General features: G+C 67.4%; 19 protein-coding genes. 14 read left to right on the top strand and 5 right to left on the bottom strand.

Annotated elements, in window-relative coordinates; genetic code table 11:
• Positions 1-35: 35 nt before the first annotated feature.
• From BM127_RS16925 to mobF, 5 genes are all read right to left on the bottom strand, one after another.
• Positions 36-662, bottom strand: coding sequence for a methyltransferase family protein (locus tag BM127_RS16925; RefSeq protein WP_091200403.1), 627 nt, complete (start codon positions 660-662; stop codon positions 36-38).
• Positions 659-1456 carry a cation diffusion facilitator family transporter gene (locus BM127_RS16930; RefSeq protein ID WP_091200405.1) on the bottom strand — a complete coding sequence of 266 codons (798 nt, stop codon included), beginning with the start codon at positions 1454-1456 and terminating at the stop codon, positions 659-661. Before BM127_RS16930 ends, BM127_RS16925 begins: the two co-directional genes overlap by 4 nt.
• Positions 1456-1833, bottom strand: coding sequence for an ArsR/SmtB family transcription factor (locus tag BM127_RS16935; protein WP_091200407.1), 378 nt, complete (start codon positions 1831-1833; stop codon positions 1456-1458). The genes BM127_RS16930 and BM127_RS16935 overlap by 1 nt, the downstream gene beginning before the upstream one ends.
• Positions 1834-1894: 61 nt before the next feature.
• The gene (locus BM127_RS16940) at positions 1895-2212 is read right to left on the bottom strand and encodes a sulfate permease (protein WP_139227769.1); all 318 of its coding nucleotides are present in this window, start codon (positions 2210-2212) and stop codon (positions 1895-1897) included.
• Positions 2213-2326: 114 nt separating this feature from the next.
• On the bottom strand, positions 2327-5857 hold the full coding sequence (mobF, locus tag BM127_RS16945) for a MobF family relaxase (RefSeq protein ID WP_198554302.1): 3531 nt from the start codon (positions 5855-5857) through the stop codon (positions 2327-2329).
• Positions 5858-6267: 410 nt separating this feature from the next.
• On the opposite strand from mobF, the gene BM127_RS21935 reads away from it, so the two are divergent.
• From BM127_RS21935 to BM127_RS17015, 14 genes are all read left to right on the top strand, one after another.
• Positions 6268-6837 carry a hypothetical protein gene (locus tag BM127_RS21935; protein WP_139227770.1) on the top strand — a complete coding sequence of 190 codons (570 nt, stop codon included), beginning with the start codon at positions 6268-6270 and terminating at the stop codon, positions 6835-6837.
• Between the two features lie 14 nt (positions 6838-6851).
• The gene (locus BM127_RS16955; RefSeq protein WP_231263394.1) at positions 6852-7778 is read left to right on the top strand and encodes a hypothetical protein; all 927 of its coding nucleotides are present in this window, start codon (positions 6852-6854) and stop codon (positions 7776-7778) included.
• 29 nt (positions 7779-7807) lie between these two features.
• Positions 7808-8482: an SAF domain-containing protein gene (locus tag BM127_RS16960; protein WP_091200414.1), complete on the top strand. Its 675-nt coding sequence runs from the start codon at positions 7808-7810 to the stop codon at positions 8480-8482.
• 4 nt (positions 8483-8486) lie between these two features.
• Positions 8487-9248 (top strand): CpaE/TadZ family protein, encoded by a 762-nt coding sequence (locus BM127_RS16965; RefSeq protein WP_091200416.1) that lies wholly within the window; start codon positions 8487-8489, stop codon positions 9246-9248.
• A complete protein-coding gene (locus BM127_RS16970; protein WP_091200417.1) occupies positions 9245-10720 on the top strand; it encodes a TadA family conjugal transfer-associated ATPase in 1476 nt (491 codons plus the stop codon). Before BM127_RS16965 ends, BM127_RS16970 begins: the two co-directional genes overlap by 4 nt.
• The gene (locus BM127_RS16975; protein WP_091200419.1) at positions 10717-11574 is read left to right on the top strand and encodes a type II secretion system F family protein; all 858 of its coding nucleotides are present in this window, start codon (positions 10717-10719) and stop codon (positions 11572-11574) included. Before BM127_RS16970 ends, BM127_RS16975 begins: the two co-directional genes overlap by 4 nt.
• On the top strand, positions 11571-12473 hold the full coding sequence (locus BM127_RS16980) for a type II secretion system F family protein (RefSeq protein WP_091200421.1): 903 nt from the start codon (positions 11571-11573) through the stop codon (positions 12471-12473). The genes BM127_RS16975 and BM127_RS16980 overlap by 4 nt, the downstream gene beginning before the upstream one ends.
• 31 nt (positions 12474-12504) lie before the next feature.
• On the top strand, positions 12505-12690 hold the full coding sequence (locus BM127_RS16985) for a hypothetical protein (RefSeq protein WP_091200423.1): 186 nt from the start codon (positions 12505-12507) through the stop codon (positions 12688-12690).
• On the top strand, positions 12659-13063 hold the full coding sequence (locus BM127_RS16990; RefSeq protein ID WP_091200424.1) for a TadE family protein: 405 nt from the start codon (positions 12659-12661) through the stop codon (positions 13061-13063). Before BM127_RS16985 ends, BM127_RS16990 begins: the two co-directional genes overlap by 32 nt.
• Before the next feature lie 8 nt (positions 13064-13071).
• Positions 13072-13512, top strand: coding sequence for a TadE/TadG family type IV pilus assembly protein (locus tag BM127_RS16995; protein WP_091200426.1), 441 nt, complete (start codon positions 13072-13074; stop codon positions 13510-13512).
• Positions 13509-13925, top strand: coding sequence for a TadE/TadG family type IV pilus assembly protein (locus tag BM127_RS17000; protein WP_091200511.1), 417 nt, complete (start codon positions 13509-13511; stop codon positions 13923-13925). The genes BM127_RS16995 and BM127_RS17000 overlap by 4 nt, the downstream gene beginning before the upstream one ends.
• On the top strand, positions 13922-17032 hold the full coding sequence (locus BM127_RS17005) for a LysM peptidoglycan-binding domain-containing protein (RefSeq protein WP_091200428.1): 3111 nt from the start codon (positions 13922-13924) through the stop codon (positions 17030-17032). The genes BM127_RS17000 and BM127_RS17005 overlap by 4 nt, the downstream gene beginning before the upstream one ends.
• Before the next feature lie 124 nt (positions 17033-17156).
• A complete protein-coding gene (locus tag BM127_RS17010; protein ID WP_157829558.1) occupies positions 17157-17840 on the top strand; it encodes a DUF305 domain-containing protein in 684 nt (227 codons plus the stop codon).
• Between the two features lie 387 nt (positions 17841-18227).
• Positions 18228-19154, top strand: a complete 927-nt coding sequence (locus BM127_RS17015) for a bifunctional DNA primase/polymerase (RefSeq protein WP_091200433.1) — start codon at positions 18228-18230, stop codon at positions 19152-19154.
• The last annotated feature ends 283 nt before the right edge of the window (positions 19155-19437 follow it).

The raw sequence follows: 19437 nt of genomic DNA on the forward strand, positions 1-19437 counted from the left end.
GCAGCCACGATCGAACGTCCTTCCAGCGTCTGCGGTCAGGCTGCCACCCGACCCCGTGCTCCGGCACTCTTGCCAATCCCAGGCAGGAACCGACCCGTCGACGCCTCATAATGGGCGTACTCGGGACCGTGAAGAGCCCGCAAGTAGGGTTCCTCGACGACGCGGACCTGTAGCTGCAACGCGGCGACCAGGCATGCGAGTCCGGCGACCGCTACTGCGTTCGGCACCATGAGGGTCAGGCCAAGGGCAGTCAGGCTCATGGCGGTGAATATCGGGTTCCTGACGAAGCGGAACAGGCCGTCCGTGACAAGGCTCGTCTGCTCCGTCACGTCTACGCCGATGCGCCACTCACTACCCATACGCAGCTGTGCGGCCAGGGTCAGGGCGATGCCTCCTGCGGCGATGAGAAGGCCAACGACGTTCAAGCCCAGATGGTCGAACCGCGCAATCGGGGGCAGCCCGAAGAGCCCGGCGACAGGTGCTGCGAAGCCGACCACCAGCGCGACAGCGAACAAGATCCCGGCCGACCACTCGACCGAGCCGACCCGTCCCCCAAGCCCGCGAAATCCTGAGTCGCCGGTTCGCCGGACTTGAATGACGGTCCGTGCGACAAACGCGACGAGGAGGTAGACGGCGTAGGCGCCGATGGCGGCCCAGGTCATTGCTCGATTCCTTCGCGGCGACCGATGGTCACGTTGTGCGGCACCACATCGGTCGGCGGGCAGCACCCGTCTGTGCACCCGCCAGCGTCATCGTTGCACCCGCAGGCACTGTCCGATTGCGAGGCACCGGTCGCCGTGGTCGCGTCAGGGAGGCAGGCCACCGGGCCGCAGGCGCAGCCCTCACCCCGCCAGGCCTCGACGCCCTCCCGCACAGCGACGACGGCAATGACCAGTCCGGCGACGGGGTCGGCCCAGGACCAGCCCAGGGTGGCGTTCAGGACGAGCCCGACCAGCAGCACTGCGGACAGGTAGGTGCAGAGCAGGGTCTGGGTCGAGTCGGCCACCACCGCGTTCGAGCCGAGTGACTTGCCTGTACGGCGCTGGGCCCAGGAGAGGAACGGCATGATGATCAAGGATGCGACGGCGAGCGCGATGCCTACCGGCGATGAGTCCGGATCGTGGCCACTGGCAAGCGTCCGAACGGACTCGAAGGTCACGTAGGCAGCGAGACCGAAGAAGGAGAGCGCCATCAGGCGCAGGGCGGATCGCTCACGCGACTCCGGGATGGGGTGCCGGAACTGCCACAGGATGATGAGCCCGGAGGACACCTCGACGATGGAGTCCAAACCGAACCCGACGAGGGCGACCGAGCCGGCGACGATGCCCGCCGTGATGGCGACAACGGCCTCGATGGCGTTGTATGCCACGGACGCGCCGGCAAGGAGCTGAGCCCGTCGACCTAGCCGCCTCCTTTCGGCGGAATCCAAGGCGGGGGCGTGCGCGTGCGCGCTCATCAGGATTCCTTGCCCTTCGTGGTTCCGAAGGTCGGGCAGAGCGTGACTGCGTCTCCGGTCAGCGCGAGCAGCCGCTCCGCTGAAGCGAGCAGGTCAATCACGGTCTCGGCGTGGTTGAGGGTCCACATCGATGCGCGTCCTTCTGGACGAGAGGTCACCAGCCCACAGTCACGCAGGCACGCCAAGTGCTTCGAGACGGTGCTCTGAGCAAGGCCCAGGTGAGCCGTCAAGTCCACAACTCGATGCTCGCCAAGTGCCAGGTGTCGGAGGATCGCCAATCTCGAGGGCTCGGAGAACCCATGGAAGAGGCAGGCTGCTGCCGTGAGCGCGGCCGCTTCGTCGAGGTTTGGACCCGCGTCCCGAATTTGCATCGTCATGTGGCGATGTTAGCGCCTTTGAGGCATTTCCGGCAAGTTGCTGACCGGGTCCCATCGTTCCCTATCCGTGCCTCGACGACCTCTCAAGCCACGGGGTCGACGAACGCACAAGAGCCCACAGCCCCGCACCGGCGAACTTGATCGAGTTCCAGGCGAAGATCGCCACCAGACAGTTGAGATACCCCGGACCACCTCGCTCGACGAGCGTGGCGCAGATGCTCATGGCGAACAGGTACGCCGGGACCGCAACCACGGCAACAGGGATTGCCCACACCGTGCCGCCCGGGGTGCGGAGCCAGTCGACGACACGGTTGGTGGGCATGTGCGAGCGCAGGCAGCCACGCAGGGAAGTGCTGGTGTTCCACAGCAGTGCGAGCATGGAGGTCCCCTTCGCGAGACGGTTTAACCGCACCTTGCACACCACATTCGTGAGGACGGGCGCTGGCGTGCCCGTCCTGTGGAGAAGTCCCGCACGACAGTCCCGTGGACCCGGTTAGACGATCGCCCGTCTTTGTCGATCGATGCTGAGGTCACCGCCGTTCTGCGTGTGGCGCGTGTTGTCAGCGATTGCCCGCGCTCGCCGGATTGCCTGCCGTGCTCGGGCCGCATCGAATTTTTGCGCCGTGTGCCGGACCTCTCCGAGAGCGCTTCGACCGTCAACCCGGTAGCGATCGCGATAGGCGGCGACAGTCCTGACTTCGTTGAGCCAGCTGCTGCGGGCTGCATCGCTCCTGGGCGGCGCCCCAAGGCGCTTGAGCCAGGGCGCGTCCGCCTCGACCGCGTTGAAGGCCAATGCGGCGGCCCGCGACTCCATCAGCGTGTGTCGCTCGGTGAGGGCGGTCATCATCTCCGAGCTGATCGGCCCCACGGCCATAGGCACCAGCCCGACGATGTGTCTGGGCTCGGCGCGGCACTTCCCATCCTTGGGCGGCGATGTCTTCCGGAGTCGACTGATCAGCACGGCCCCCACGTCGTCAGCATCTTCAAACGATCGCCGGCCGACGAGCACCGGCAATAGCCGGTCGACGTCATGACGGTTCGCCTCAGCACGTCGCAGCTCGGCAGTGAGCGGACCGAACGAGTCGGACCCCAGAACTGAGTCGACCTGCTCGTCGGTCAACCCGCAATTTCTCACCAGTCCGACCCATCGGTCCCGCTGTGCAACAGCAGCGATGGTCTCGTATTCCGCCGCGAGCTGCGCGATGGATGACCACTTCTCCTGCTCCTCAACGATCATCTGGTGGGCGGACAGTTCCGCGCCGGAGTGCTTGAGCACGCCGTACAACACGGTGCGTGCGTTCACCTCGTCGGACTCTGGCGGGGCGTGAACCTCATCGGGCTTGTCGAGTGCGACGTAGGCGATGTTCGCCTCTCTCCCCCGTGTCATGGAGACGTAGAGATTCTCGCGAGTGGTTGCGCATGAGACGACGACGTGCGAAGTCTCGACGGTGAGCCCCTGGGCGCGGTGAGCCGTCACGGCGTACCCAAGGTCGACGTGCTCTGCGACGTAAGCTGCTGGCAGCGTCACGCTTTCCCCCTTCGCGTCGAGCCGCTGGACAGTCATCGAGCCGTCCTTGTTCACATTGGTGACGCGCCAGCGGTCGCCGTTGCGGACCCATCCGCCACGCATCGTTGACAGACGACGGTCGTTGCTGCGGGTGATGACGAGATCACCCGTCGACGCACGCGTGCCCTCTGCGAGATTCACCTCGATGCTTCCCGCTGGATCGCCCCCGGCGATGCGGTCGGCGCGGGCTCGTGTGTTGAGGTACTTCACCGTCTCGGTCGCCTCTGCCACGAGGATCGCGGCGCGACCGGACCGCACGTCGTCGCTCCAGGCGAGGTAGGCGGCATCCATCATCTCGTCAGTGGTGCCCTCACGGACCCGGTCGTGCCGGACGTACGTGCCGATGACCTCGGTGCGGCCGAAACGCAGGTCGAGCGACGCGGTCTTCTCCCACTCGTTGGTGAAGCGGTGGACCTCGGTGAGCTCGGGAGTGTCGGGACGGGCGGCGGCCAGGATGGTGAACGCCCCTCCGGCCTCGACGGACTGGAGCTGCGCCCAATCCCCCACCAGCAGTACCTTCGCGCCGGCTTCGGCTGCGAGGGTGGCGAGCCGGTCGAGAGCCAAGGTGCCGGCCAGTGTGGCTTCGTCGATGATCACGAGTTGTCCGTGCCGGAATTGCGCCCGTCCGCGTTCGTACTCATGGAGCCACTTAGCGGTGTTCTCGCACCCGATGCCGAGGTCTTCCGCGAGCACGTGAGCGGCGACAGCGCTCGGGGCGAGGCCGACGACGCTGCCCCTCCCGTGCTCCTCCGTCCATGCTGTCTTCAGAGCGTGCATGGCGGTGGTCTTGCCCGCACCAGCCGGGCCGACGAGAAGGTCGATCTGCCGCCCGGACGCGGCAATCCGCGCGAGCGTCTCGACCTGCTCAGCACTCAACCGGCGTTGCCTGCGTCCCACGCGCTCGAGGACATCCAGGCTGACTGACGGACCGGTGAGGTCGGTCGATCGAGCCAGCAACCGGTCCTCAGCCGCGAGCAACTCCTCGGACGTAAAGACCACCGAGTGCCGCGGTCGGAACACGGTGGAGTCGTCCTCTCGACGGAAGACCTCGGGGCTGATGGCCAACTCTGGCGGGGTCAGGGACTGCGACTCCCCTTTCGCAGCATCGACGACCATCCCAATGACTGCTTCGCGGTCCTCGACACTGGCAAAGCGCCATCCCATCGTCTGCCGAGACGCCTCGGCCCAGAGGTTCCAGTGCCGCCACGTGGAACGCTTCTCGCTGACCGCCCCGACTACCGAGATCCCCACCTCAGCGACGACGTTCAGCGGTATGTCGTCGGCCTGGAGAGTTGGGCTGGCGACCGGACCAGCCGTGACCCTGCGTGCCCATTCAGCTGCGCTGGCACCAAGAATCGGGTGCGCCCGTTCCCTCCATTCCGTGGTGAGGTCGAAGAGCGATCGAATGACCTTCTCGGGACGCGTGGACAGGGTCGCCCCCGCTCGCAGCTCGATGATTCGCGTCGCGGAGGGGCGGCGCCCGCGCCGGGCGACATATTCGTCGATGAGTCGGTCGGTCTCTTCATCGACCATCCGTGAGCGACTGGAGAACTCCCGGATGAGCGATTCTGGGACGGGCTCCAGCTCCCAGGCAGCGTTGTGGTTCTTGCCTCTGTCGCGCTGCTCCCACTCGATCCCGAAGGTGCGGGTCATGCGGTCAGCGAGCACCGCGTTGTAGTGCGCCGACAGCGCCACCACCGCCGCATGAAGCGGCCGTCCGTCCAGGCTGCGCCACCGCCCGTCCTCTGCGGTTCTAACCTTGTTGGAGATGACGACGTGGGTGTGGAGCTGCGGGTCACCAAGACGTGAGTCCCAATGGTCGTACGCCGTCGCGACAATCCCGACGATGTCGGCCTGCGCCACGGCACCGTCACCGGCCGCGACGCCTCTTCGAGTCGTGGCGACCTCACGCTCGAGAAACGCGACTACCTCGTAGAGCGCCTGGTGGTGAGCTTCGAGGATGAGCGCCTGGGTTCCCTCGTCCGCGACACCCCAGAGCGCAGAGACCGACTTGGGCACGCTGAAGGTGAAGTCGTAGCCCGCGACGGCACGTCGCGTGCCGGCCGCGACCTCCTCGTGCGCGATCGTGGCCGTGGCCTCGCGTCGCTGCTCCTCGCTGAGGTCAAGAGGGAGATTGGCTACCCGGGTCGCCACCCGAGCCTTCGCCGCGTCGTACTCCGGGAAAGCTCGACCGAGCGATTCGCCAGTCACGGGATCCCGACCTGAGCCGAGCAGCAACGCGAGCTGCTGGGGCGTCACCTCGTCCCCTCGTTTGATCTCGCCACCACCGAGTGCATGGAGTCCCGAGCCGAGCCAGCGGCCGGGTGGCGTGCCCTCCTCGGTGTAGTACCTCGTGAGCGGGGTAAACCCGCCCATGTCGCGATCCCGACGGACCACGCTCTTGAGCAGGTAGTCGTATCCCCTGCCCGCCGACATCACCCGCATCGAGACGGTCACCGGTGCACACCTCCCTGGCATGCAGGTGCCGAAGTTGTTCCACAGGTCGGCCAAACGCCCGGTTGTCCACAGGCCGCAGGCCCACAGAGCCCCCCTCGTTCTGCAAACGGTGTATGTCGAGAAGGACGACGAGCTCGAGGAGGACGGGCGAGCGACGGCGGATCGACCACCGCACCTGGAGGACAGCGAGCAGATCAGGTCAGAAGCGAGGAGGGAAAATCATGGGAGACAGTTGCGTGGGACGAGTAGTCAGTGCGTCAATTGGTCCTGACGGAGTTCAATCCGGAAGTCACAAAGTTCTCCGCCAGTTCCTTCTCGGGGCGCCCTCGAGAGGGGAAGTCAGGAACTCGGCGATGACAATCTCACGGGGAGCCCGCGCACTCGCGGCTGCAGCACTCCTGCTGGCCGCGATGACTGCATGCGCCGGCGACCGCAACAGCAACAGCCCCGGCGCGCCGACCAGTCCCGCCTCGAGCACGCCGGACTCAACCGGGTCGACGACCCCGCCGCCTACGGAGACCGAACTTGCCTCCCGGGCCGCGTCCGAGATTCTCCGCAGGTACTACGGGGTCCGCAACGACCTGCGGCAGGACCCGAAACTGCCTTTGACGCGTCTGGGCACGGTGGCAGTCAGCGGCGAGCTCACTGCACAACGTCTTCTCGTGAAGAAGGAGCGAGAGGCCGGGCACCGTCAGGTGGGTGACACCAAGGTCGCCCAGTTCAAGGTCCAGTCGGTCAACCTCGACAACTCCGACCCGGCGTCCGGGAAGGTCCCCACCGTCCAGATCGATGTCTGCGCCGACGTGAGTGACGTGGACTTCATCGACTCCGGCGGCGACTCGATCATCAGTTCTGACCGTCCCGACAGCGGATGGATTCGATTCCTCGTGTCGAACTACGAATGGGACGCTGATCCCGATGGCGGATGGCGGGTTGCTTCCAGCCAGGACCTCGAGCGCGAGCCATGCGACGTGTCGTAGGAACCACGTTGGTGATGTTGCTCGCGCTTGCGGGCTTGCTGCTCGTTGCCGAACCGGCGTACGCCGACCAGGTCTGCCAGGTCACTGATCTGGAGACAGGTGTGTGCGTCGTCTGGGTCGAGGTGCCTGGCACTCCAGGCACCCCCGGCGAAGAAGGTGATGACGTTCCGGAGCAGACGGGCGGCGGCGAGGGCTGCGTCTGGGATGGCACGGCTCTCGGCATCACGCAGCCCCCGCCAGGGCCGGTGCCATGTTCGACGGATGCTGGCTATTGGTCCAACGGCTTGAACTGCTACATCCAGCTGGCGACGCCGGTGCCACCAGCTGGCGACCCCGCGTGGCAGGGACACGAACCAGGCGACGGCGCCGTCTATCACTGCTACCAACCGCAGACCGGGATCTTGGTCTACCTCTGGTCGCAGGATCCGCCGCCCGACTCGGGCACCACGGCGACACCCGGAGAGGTCGCCCGGATTGCGATTGAGGACATGGAGCTCAAGGCGATCAACATCGGACTGGCCCCCGAACCTGGTCCGGGCAGTGTCGGCCTGGTCGGGATGCCGGTCTGGATGTGGGCGGCCAGTCCGGACGACCACACGTTCGGGCCGATCACGGCGAGCGCCTCGGCCGGCGGGATCACGATCACAGCCACGGCGAGGGTTCACAAGGTCACGTGGGACATGGGGGACGGCACCCAGGTGGTGTGTCGCAACGCGGGAACTCCATACAGGGCGGAGTACGGCAAGCAGGAGTCGCCCAGCTGCGGCCATGTCTACGTGACGTCGAGCTCACGAGAGCAGGACGGCAAGTTCTCCGTCACTGCGAGTTCGGACTGGGTCGTGGAGTGGACAGGGGCTGGGCAGTCGGGAGTGATCCGGCTGAACGGACTGAGGCGATCGGTCGCGATCGCGGTCGGGGAAGCGCAGGTGCTCGTGCAGTAGCGAGCGCCGCGACGGGAGAGGTATCGAACATGACCAGCACCATCACGAGGGACGGTAGGAGCGTCGCCCACGGGTCGACACCGCCCTCCCTTCCGCTCGTACCGCCTCCCAAACTCCGTCGCAGGCCAGCCTTGGTGGCGGGTGCTGTCGCCGCGATCTGTCTCGGGGCACTGCTCGCCGCTTGGGCGTGGACGTCGACCACGAACACGCAGGAGGTTCTGGTCGCGCGGTCCACCATCGAGCGCGGCTCACTGATCACGGAAGACGACCTCGCGCGGGTCCGGATCAGCGCTGATCCAGCCCTCTCCCCCGTGGCTGCCTCCGCGTTCGACGACCTGGTCGGGAAGCGGGCAGCGCTCGACATCGCTGAAGGTGGGCTGATCACGGCTGGGGCCACCACGACGGAAGCGGTTCCTAGGGACGGGGCATCGATCATCGGGGTGGCTCTCTCCGCAGCCCAGTCGCCGGGAATGGCGCTCCAGGCCGGAGACCGTGTACGGCTCGTGGTCACCCCACCGCCCGGTGGTGAGCAGTCGTCAGGACCCCCAGCGTTCAACAATGCCGAGGTCGTGGAGGTCAACTACGACTCCGAGAGCGGCGTCTTGGTCGTCGACGTACTGGTCCCGCATGCCGACGCCACGGTGCTCGCCGCCCGTGCCGCGACCGGCAACGTCGCGCTCATCCTTGATTCGCGGGAGAGGTGAGGTCGTGGCCGTCATCGCGCTCACTTCGGCGTCCGGGTCGCCGGGTGTCACCACGACCGCAGTGGGCCTGACGCTTCTATGGCCGCGACCTGTGTTGCTGGTTGAGGCCGATCCGACGGGAGGCTCGGGTCTCCTGTCCGGCTTCTTCCGCGGCGCACGGGAGTACGACTTCGGGCTGATCGAGCTCGCCTTGTCGTCGTACGACATCACCGACGCGCTACCGGGGGTGGTCCAGCGGTTCGAAGGCTCTGCGGCGGGGTTCATCGCTGGCACCCGGTCTCACGCTCAGTCCGCGGGCCTGCGCGACCTGTGGCAGCCACTGGCGGGAGCGTTGGCCGATCTCGACGCGACTGGACAGGACGTGATCGTCGACGCCGGACGTCTCGGTCTGGTCGGGGCGCCCGAACCGCTGCTTGCGAACGCAGACGTGTCTCTCCTTGTCACCCGGACCACGCTCCCCGCCCTGGCTGCGGCGCGATCGTGGTCCGAGACGGTGAGGAAGGCCGCCTCATGGCGTGATGCATGCGTCCTGCTCGTGGGTGAGGGCCAGCCCTACTCCCGCAGGGAGGTGGCGTCCGTGCTGGGGCTGCCGGTGGTGTGCGCTGTCGCCGATGACAGGGACGCCGCAGCTGTCTACCACCGTGGAACGTCTCCCCCGCGGCGCTTCGAAACCGGTCCGCTTGTACGGAGTCTGCGGGCGGCAATCGAGGCGATCCGGGCACGCATTGCTAGCGAGCGCATCGAGCTGGCGGAGGCCACTCGATGACCAGCCGGGCTGAGATCGACATCCCCGTCGACGCGGCCGACGTCGCCAAGCTGCCGCTGTTCGCGCAACCCATCCCGCCGCTCGAAGGCCCCGTGGTTGGACGTGAGCCGGCAGGCGATAGCCCCCAGGATCCGTCAGAACCGAACCTCGACTGGGGTTTGGTGGCTGCACTGCGTGCTCAAGCCTCCGAGCAGCTGAGCCAGTCGATCGCTGCCGATCGCGCTCGCCTTGGTCCGGCATCGCAGCAGGAGCTCGGCCGCTCGATCGTGCTGGAGCTGATCGACGGCGCACTGGCCGACGAGGTCAACGCCGGTGGCATGGCCTGGACGATCGCCCATCAGGACGCCATGGCACGTGCGGTCTTCGACGCCCTGTTCCGGCTCGGTCGTCTCCAGCCGCTCGTGGACGACGACCGGGTGGAGAACATCATCATCACCGGGCACGACCGAGTCATGCTCGAGCTCATCGATGGTTCCGTCACCCGAGGAACGGCCGTCGCGGACTCCGACGAGGAGCTCATCGACTTCCTGGTCTTCCTCGCCTCCCGTAGCGAGGTCAATGCCCGCGGTTTCTCCGCGGCCCAGCCGAAGCTGCACCTGCGCCTCGACGGCGGTGCGAGGCTGGCCGCGGCGGCGTGGGTGACGCCTCGACCGTCGGTAGTGATCCGCCGCCACCGCCTGATGAGCATCACTCTCGATGAGCTCGTCGATCGAGACATGCTGTCGCCGGTCGCGGCCTCCTTCCTTCGCGCCGCCGTACGGGCTCGCAAGAGCATCGTCGTGTCCGGCAGTCAGGGAGCCGGCAAGACCACGTTGGTGCGCGCCTTGTGTGCCGAGATCGACTCGCTCGAGGCCATCGGAACGTTCGAGACCGAGTACGAGCTGCACCTCCACGAGCTCGATCGCCACGAGATCGTCCACGCCTGGGAGGCCCGACCAGGCTCAGGCGAGCGGGGCCTCGACGGCAGGCAGGCCGGGGAGTTCACCCTCGACGAGGCCCTGGTCGACTCGTTCCGCTTCAACCTGTCGCGCCAGATCGTCGGCGAGGTCCGAGGCAGGGAGATCTGGGCGATGATCAAGGCGATGGAGTCCGGGACTGGCTCCATCTCCACCACCCACGCCTCGGACGCGGTGGCAGCTGTCCGCAAGCTGGTCACCTGCGCGATGGAGGCCGGGCCCCACGTCACCCACGGCTTGGCGACCAGCAAGCTCGCCGCCACGATCGACCTGATCGTGCACCTCGACCTCCGCACGACGACCTCCGACGGGGTCTCACATCGGCACCGGCAGGTCGCCGAGATCATCGCCATCGAACCGGGTGAACGCGACACCGGCTACGCCACCACGCACGTCTTCACCCCCGATCGCAGCGGTAGGGCCGCGCCGGCGGTGTTGCCCGACGCCTACCGGAGTCTTGTCGCTGAAGGCTTCGATCTCTCCGGCTTCCTCACCCAGCAGGACGCGCGGTCATGATCGTCCTCGTCCCTGCACTCAGTGGCGCGCTGATCGTGGCCGGGATCCTTGGACTCGCCGCCGGACTACGACGCGTGGAGATCCCCGCAACCAAGCCGTCGACGGCGCGCTGGGTACGGCTCGGTGGCATGTCCCGGCGAACGCGGACCCTTCTGGCGGCGGGTGTGGTGTCCGGGCTGGTGGCATTCCTAGTCACCGGGTGGGCCCTCGCCCTCGTCGCCCTCCCCGTCGCTGTCGTCGGACTGCCGACTCTGCTCTCCTCGCCGCCCGCAGCTGCTCGCATCCGCCGGCTGGAGGCGATGGAGGAATGGACCCGCGCCTTGTCCGGCGTACTGACGGTCGGCGTCGGTCTCGAGCAGGCCCTCGTGGCCACGTTGCGCTCGACCCCGGACGCGATCGCTCCCGAGGTCACTCGACTGGTGGCTCGCCTCCGTGCCCGCTGGGTCACCGAGGACGCCATCCGTGCCTTCGCCGACGAGCTCGACGACGCCACTGGCGACCTCGTCGCAGCCAATCTGATCCTCGGTGCTCGCCGACGCGGCGCAGGGCTGGCAGCGGTGCTGGAAGGACTGGCCGAGTCGGTCGCAGCCGACGTCCGGGCCCGCCGCCAGGTCGAGGCCGACCGGGCCAAGCCCCGCTCGACGGCACGGTGGGTCACCATCATCAGCGTCGGGGTCCTCGTGATCCTGGCGGTCTCTGGGACGTACGTCGAGCCATATCGCAGCCCGTTCGGTCAGATCATCCTCGCGGTCCTCCTCTCGGCCTATGTCGCCACACTCGTGTGGATGCGGCAGATGGCGATCGGTCGTCCACTCCCCCGCTTCCTTGACCACCAGCCGGGAGCGAACCGATGACGACCGGGCTGCAGCTCGCGCTGCTCGCGGGAGCCATGGTCGGGCTGGGCCTCGTCCTCCTGACGGCCCGGCTGATGCCGGCCGAACCCGACCTCGCCGACGCCCTCCGCCGCTTGACGCCGACCCGCGCGCCGCGGGCAGAGACGTCAGGATCCGCGGCCGCAGGCAAGGAACGCATCGGGGTCTGGGCAATCCGCGCGCTCCCTCCCGGCGTGTGGGTCCGCACCCCCACACGGGAGCTGGCGCTCCTGCGAGTCCCGCTCGCACGGTTCTACGGGGACAAGATCGTCTTCGCGTTCCTCGGATTGCTCATCCCACCCCTTCTCGCCGCCTTCCTGGAGTTCCTCGACCTCGGGCTCCCGGCGACGATCCCCGCCTTCGCGTCCCTGGGGCTGGCCGTAGTGATGTTCTTCCTGCCCAACTACAACGCCATCGATGAGGCGAAGAAGGCGCGCCTCGAGTTCACCCGCGCACTCGGCGCCTACATCGAGCTCGTCGCTCTGGAGCGCAACAACGGCTCGGGTGTACGCCAGGCCATGGAGGCAGCGGCCGAGATCGGCGACTCGTGGGTCTTCCAACGCCTCAAAGAAGAGCTGACGCGCTCCCGATGGTCCGGGCTCCCACCCTGGGAGGCCCTGCACACATTGGCCGACGAACTCGGGCTCCCCGAGTTGGACGACTTCGCCGACATCATGCGTCTGTCCGGTGAGGAAGGCGCGAGCGTGTACGCCAACCTTCGTGCCCGCTCCGCAGCGATGCGCACCGCGATGCTCAACGACGAGCTCACCCAGGCCAACGCAATCGGCGAGCGGATGACCATCCCCGGCTCATTGCTGGGCGTCATCTTCATGGCGCTGCTCGTCGCCCCATCGCTGCTCCGGATGTTCAGCAACACCTAACCCAGAACGAACCAGAGGAAGGAAGCAAACGATGCTCCAGATCTGCACTGCACTGATCAGACTCAAGATCGAGTTGACTGCCCGGGCGGGCCCCGACGAGCGTGGTTCGGTCACCACCGAGCACGTCCTGTGGGCCGTGGCCGTGATCGGGATCGTGGCCATCGTCGTCGCGGCGGTGAGGACCTATGTCACGACGCAGGCCGGAAACATCCAGTAGGCGCGGCGACCGCGGCTCGGCCACCATCGAGCTGGTCATCCTGCTGCCCGCACTGTTTGCGGTCATGTTCATCGGAGTTCAGGCCGCGCTCTACCACCACGCCCGCGAGGTGGCTATCGCTGCCGCCCAGGAGGGCGCTCGCGCCGCCGCAGGCGAACACGGCAGCGAAGCCGCAGGAACCACGGCCGCGACGTCATTCGTCGCCGATGCCGGCGGTGACGACGTCCTGGCCAATGCCACTGTCTCGACGAGCCGCTCCGCCGGCACCGCGGTCGTCATCGTGACCGGACGCAGCCTCAGCGTGGTTCCCGGCTGGAACCCCGTCGTACGGCAACGCGCCAGCATGCCGGTGGAGAGAGTGACGTCTCCGTGAGCTGGCCAATGAGACCGCCGGCCAGCAGGCGCGGCAGCGAACGTGGATCCGCGTCAGTCGAGGCAGCGATTGCCGTGCCCGCTTTCGCGTTGTTCGTGGGCCTGATCATCTTCGGTGGCCGTACGACGGTTGCCCACCAGGCCGTCGAGTCGGCGGCTGTGGACGCCGCCCGATCCGCGTCGCTTGCACGAACCAGGTCGACCGCCGAGACCGCCGCCGCCGCGGCCGCCACGAACAGCTTGGCGAATCAGAATGTGGCCTGCGTGAAGGTCACCGTCAAGGTCGACACCGCCGCCTTCGCCGCTGCAGTAGGCCAGAACGCTGCTGTGCACGTCACCGTCGGCTGCCTGCTGGACCTTGAGGATCTTGCTGTGCCGGGCGTACCAGGTAAGCGCACCCTCGAAGCGAGAGCGAGTAGCTCTCTCGACACGTGGCGGGAGCGCTCATGATCCGCGATGAGGATGGCTCGATAACACTGTGGATGGTCACCGCGAGCTTCGCGATGATGATGCTCGTCGGGCTTGCCGTCGACCTCGGCGGGCAGGTCCACGCCCAACAGCGCGCCCACAACGTCGCTGGCCAGGCTGCGCGCGCCGGCGGCCAGGAAGTCCAAGCCGCACCGGCAGTCCAGGGACGCTACGTGGCCATCAACGCTGCGGCCGCGCGCAACGCTGCCCGGGACTATCTCTCCACCGCCGGCGTCAACGGGAGCGTGTCCATCACCGACGGCACCACCATCACCGTGAACGTGACCGACACCTATCGCCCCAAGTTCCTGAGCATCATCGGCCTCGGCGACCTGCCCGTCACGGGTGAGGCCTCGGCACGACTGATCCGCACCGTCGCAGGGAGCGAACAATGACCCCGCCCACCCTCCGCCAGAGACTCCACGGACTCGCGGCCACGCTCGTCATCCTGCTGCTCGTGATCGGCATGCCGCTCATGCTGATCGGGATCGGCGCCCACCCGTGGGACACCGAGTTCAGCGAGCTCGGACTTCTGCTTTCCGCCCGAGACGACGGCACCCTCGCCCTCACCGTCATCGCCGTGGCCGCGTGGACGGCGTGGATCGTGGTCGCAGTCTCGGTGGTCGTCGAAGGCGTCGCCCGCTTACGCGGACTGCCGGCCCCGTCGCTTCCCGGGCTCGGCCTCCCGCAGCACGGTGCCAGCCAACTTGTCGCTGTCGCCGCCCTGTTGTTCATCGCGACTCCGACGGTTTCCCTCGCAGTCTCGCCTGCGCCCGTCCACGCGGCCTCCGCGGCGCCCGTGCCGCACACGCCGCACACGCCGCAACTAGAGTCCGCTGACACTGCGCCCGTCCTCGTCGAGTCAGCGCCTGCCGCGACCGGTGTCTCTGCGGCTCCAGTGCCGTCGTTCATCGACTACACCGTCAAACGGGGCGACAGCTTGTGGCGGATTGCTGAACGCATGCTCGGTGAGGGTGGGCGATACACCGAGATCGTCGAGCTGAATCGCGAGGTGCTCCACGGGCGACCTGACTTCATCGTCGCTGGCACTGTGCTCAAGGTCCCTCAGGAAGCGGACTCCTCTTCCACCAACCACCCGGTCGAGGAGTACGAGGTGCAACCCGGCGACACTCTCTCCGAGATTGCTGAAACGCAGCTGGGCGACCCGCTGCGCTACCCCGACTTGTTCGAGGCATCGAGCGACACGATCCAGCACAACGGGGCACATCTCACGGACCCCGACCTGATCCAGCCCGGATGGACGATCACGATTCCCAACACCACGCATCGCGGCGGTAAGACCGGGGCACCTCAAGACCGAGTACCACTAGTCGTCGTCCCGCCGGAGTTGCAGCCCACTCCTGAGGCCGACCCCACCCGGGCAGCGGTGCCGGAGCCAGAGCCGACGCCTTCGGCGGAGGCGACGGCCCCAGCGGCCGACGAGACCGCTACCCCCGGCTGGCTGCTGCCCGGCCTCACGGGCGCCGGCGCACTGCTCGCCGGTCTGGTCCTGCTCGCGGTAAGAGCCCACCGCAACACCCAGCTCCGCTACCGCCGCCCCGGTCAGACCATCGCACCTCCCCCGCCAGAGCTGCGCGCCGTCGAGAAGACAGCGATGCACGCGGGAGCCCCGATGACAGGAACCATCAAGCAACTCGACCAGGCATTGCGTGCGCTCGCCGCCGACACGGCAGCCGCCGGGCGCGCCGTTCCACGCCTGGTGCGGGCGGTCCTCGCAGACGACACCGTCACACTGCATCTCGCAGAGGACTCCGAGCTCCCTGCTCCGTGGGCCGGCGCCGGTCAGGTGTGGTCGACACAGTTGCGCTCGGACGGGCCAGTGACCGACGTGCTCGCCCCGTACCCCCTGCTCGTCTCAACCGGCCAGGACGAAGCAGGCGGGCTCCACCTGCTGAATCTGGAGGCGTTCGGTGTGGCAGACCTGAGCGGTGACATCGACGCTGCGACGGCCCTCGCACGCCACATGGCCGCGGAGCTCGCACTCAACCCGTGGTCGGTGCTCGTGAACGTCAACGTCATCGGATTCGGGCAAGAGCTGGCCGAGCTCGACACCCTGCGCCTTCATCACCACGACAACGGGGACAAGGTCATCGCCTCGATCGCCGAGACCCTCGCCACGGCCCAGGAATCGGACTCCAACGAACCCGATCCGTTTTGGGCAGTGATCACCACCGGCGACGGTGCTAGCGAACTCGCGATGCTGCTGACTGCCTCTGCGACCGCTCGACTGGGCGCAGCCCTCGTGACCGTCAACGTGCCCGTCCCCGGATCGCTCCTCCTCGAGATAGACAGCCGCGGACGCCTGCTCGCGCCCGCCTTTGGTCTGGACCTACAAGCCGCCGGCCTCACCGCCCTCGAAGCGTCGGCGTGTGCGGCCATTGTCGATCTCACCCGCGAGAGCGAAGCGATACGCATCCCCACTACCACCTCGGTCCCGGGCGGGTGGCGGGCCATGACAGATCACGCAGGAGCCATTCGCTCCGACCTAGCAAAAGCCCGCGAGGTTCAGGGAACCAGCGAGGGCTCACTACTGCCACGACCGGTCGAGGAGTACCTCGACGCTGCCGCCACAACAGCGAAGGACGTGGTCACCCTCGCTCCGGTCGTTCCTGCACAGGTGCGCAGGCAGGTCGAGCAGTCCGACCCCACCCTGGACCAGGACGTTGCCGACTGGTTCGACACCGAAAGCGTCCGTCCCCGATTGATTCTGCTGGGCCCGGTCACCGCCCGCGCGTACGGCATCGTCGCCCCAGCGATCACCAAGCGCAGGCCCTACTTCGTCGAGCTGCTTGCCTTCCTTGCCCTGCATCCTGAAGGCGTCACCGGCAGCGCGGTGGCCGACGCCTTCTCGATCGCGGGCTCGCGAGCAAGAACTGACCTCGGCTCGCTGCGTGCCTGGCTGGGAGAGAGCCACCGAACCGGCCACGAACACCTGCCGCCAGCAAACGGTTCCCCGACCTTCCGAAGGACCGGAGTTAAGGCCTACCAGGTCCAAGACGTGCTGGTCGACCTCGACCTCTTCCGCCGACTGCGCGCCCGAGGCGAAGCCCGCGGCTCAGAGGGCATCAGCGATCTCAAGACCGCGCTGAGCCTGGTCGAGGGCTTGCCCTTCAGTCACTTGCGTGAACGAGGATGGAGCTGGTTGCTCGACGGCGAACGCCTTCACGAAACAATCGGCTGCGCGATCGTCGACACCGCACACGTCATCGTCGTCGACGCACTGGCAAACGACGACCTGACCACGGCCCGGAGATCCGCCGAGACCGCGTGCAAGGCAGCGCCGTACGACGACATCTGCCGCCTCGACCTGGTGAAGGTCACGGCCGCCGAAGGGCACGGCGAAGCTGCTGACCGGATGCTCGACGACGACATCTTCAACCGGACGGACGACCACCTCCCGCCCATCGACCTGCCCGTCAGGACGGTCGACGTAGTCGGTAATGCGGGCTGGAACACCCGGCGCCCATCCCAGCAGACCTGACGAGGGTCTTGTGGCGGGCGTGTGGGCCTTATGGCACTGGGTTGTCCCGTCGAGCAGGCGCAGAGTGGAGTCATACCGAGGCTTGGAGGCCGTGATGAGACGCCGCGTTGCTGTGCTTGTGGCTGTGCTGGCTGTACTGCTGGCAAGTGTGACTGCCGCCGTTGCCGTCAGTGTCACGAACGATGACGAAGACCGGTTCGGTCACCGCGACGGAATGATGTCGTCGCAGTGGGACGACCGGACGGACCGGCCCGGTGACAGCGGGCAGCGGGGCTGGCGGGGACCGGGCGGGATGATGTCCGGCTCAGGCACCATGCATGGGATGCGGGCGGGTAGCGAGTACGCCTACCTTGCTGCGATGGTCGCCCACCATCAGGAAGCGGTCTCCGCTGCGCGGCAGTTGGAACGCTCCGACCGCGCCAAGATGCGTGAGCTCGGTCGATCGATCGTCGCCTCTCAGACCGCGCAGATCGACCAGATGCAGGGGTGGCTCGCCGACTGGTACCCCAACCGTCCGGGCCAGGTGGCCTATCAGCCGATGATGCGGGACCTGAGCGGCCTCGAGGGTGATCGGCTCGACCGGGCGTTCCTGCAGGACATGCTCGGGCACCACACGGGCGCGGTCATGATGTCGCAGCAGTTGCTGATACGCGGGGTGGCCGACCATGACCAGGTCGAGGTCCTGGCAAGGACCATCCGCGACGAGCAGCGCGCCGAGATCTTCCAGATGCAGCGGTGGCTGCAGGCGTGGTTCGGCGGAGACTGGCAGCAGGGCCTCTGCGGCGGCGGGATGCACGGCGCGCGATAGGACGATCACAGGACGATTGGTGGCGGTGTCGTCGCGCCGTGTGTGATCGGTGCCAGTCCGAATCGGGGCGCCTTCGGCGTCCTGCTTGGCTTGACCAAACGCAGCCTACCTACGCGCCCTGCATGGGCACGCGAACACCCGGTACGAGGCCACCACCGGTCGGTGCTTGCCCGCGGTGGGCAAGGTAGAGGCCGTACCAACCGATCTCTCCACCACCGATACCGCGACCGCGCGCACCGGGCAGTACCCGACGACGTTAAGGACGCCTACGTGACCCACGCCTCCGTGCCAGACGGGCTTCGCGTGTCCGCCCGTCCCACCCTCACCAAGGACGGGCGCTACCAGGGAGGGCGGTTGTTGGTGCCATAGCTGTGGACAGTCGAGTCCATGGACGACCAACCACAGCGGCAAGGCTCTGCAGGCTGGAGTCCGCAACTCTTCGACTCCCACGCACAAGCGCCGGACCTGGCGACGGCGGCGACGCATATGGCAGACCGCGGCATCCCAGTCTTCCCGTGCGTCCCTCGTGGCAAGCAACCCCTGACCGTCCACGGCTTCCATGACGCCAGCACCGACACCGACACCGTTAGGTCATGGTGGCGGCGATGGCCTGACGCCAACATCGGCGTCCCGACAGGTTCGGCCAGCGGCGTCGACGTGGTCGACGTGGACGTCCACGGCGCCCAGTCCGGGTTCGGTGCCTTCGAGCGTGCGCGACGGGCCGGATTCGTCGAGGGATGGGCATGGCTGGTCCGCACTCCCTCCGGCGGCCTCCACGCCTACTTCCTTCGCACCGCAATCACACCCCAGAGGTCGTGGCAACTGCCGAGTCAGCACATCGACTTCCGCGGCGACGGCGGCTACATCATCATCCCGCCCTCCTGCGCGCGTACCGACGAAGGCGTCGACCGCCACTACCAGCAGATCGCGGTCGCCAAGCACCACCGGCCCACACCGGTCGACGCCTCGGGGCTACGGCGGCTCCTTGACCCGCCCAGAACGATGCGCCCGTCCACGGCCCCGCCCTCGATCGGCAGGGCTCCGGACAAGCTGGCCGCGTGGGTTGCCTCTCGTCCTGAAGGCGCTCGCAACGGTGGACTGTTCTGGGCAGCGTGCCGGATGGCTGAGGACGGACACGACCTCGGCAGCACGACGTCGCTGCTCGGTCATGCGGCTCATGCTGCAGGGCTGCCCGAGCCCGAGGCACTGACCACCATCCGATCTGCCTTCCGGATCGTCGCGCGAGTAGCGCCAGCCTCGCAGGCACCGCCGCCGTCACGCCCTACGAGAACGGTTGAGGGGGTGGGACTGTGAACACCCACGCGCCCTACCAACGCCGTCTTGATCGCGCGCTTCCTGAGCCCATGTCGACGGCCATACCCGAGCCCGGACCGAATGCCCTCGCGCTTCACGGCGACCCCTCGCTCCCCCGGCTATTCCGACCATCTGCGGAGCCGGTCCGACCGACGATCACGTGGGTCCGACCCAGCGAGGTCTCCACGCTGATCGGGGCCCGATGGGCAGGCCGCGGGATAGACCTTCAGCACGAACTGACTCGACGCGCTCGACGCGTCCCAGCCGCTGCCGCGACCAGAGC

The sequence above is a fragment of the Nocardioides alpinus genome (genome assembly GCF_900112035.1).
GTDB lineage: Bacteria > Actinomycetota > Actinomycetes > Propionibacteriales > Nocardioidaceae > Nocardioides > Nocardioides alpinus.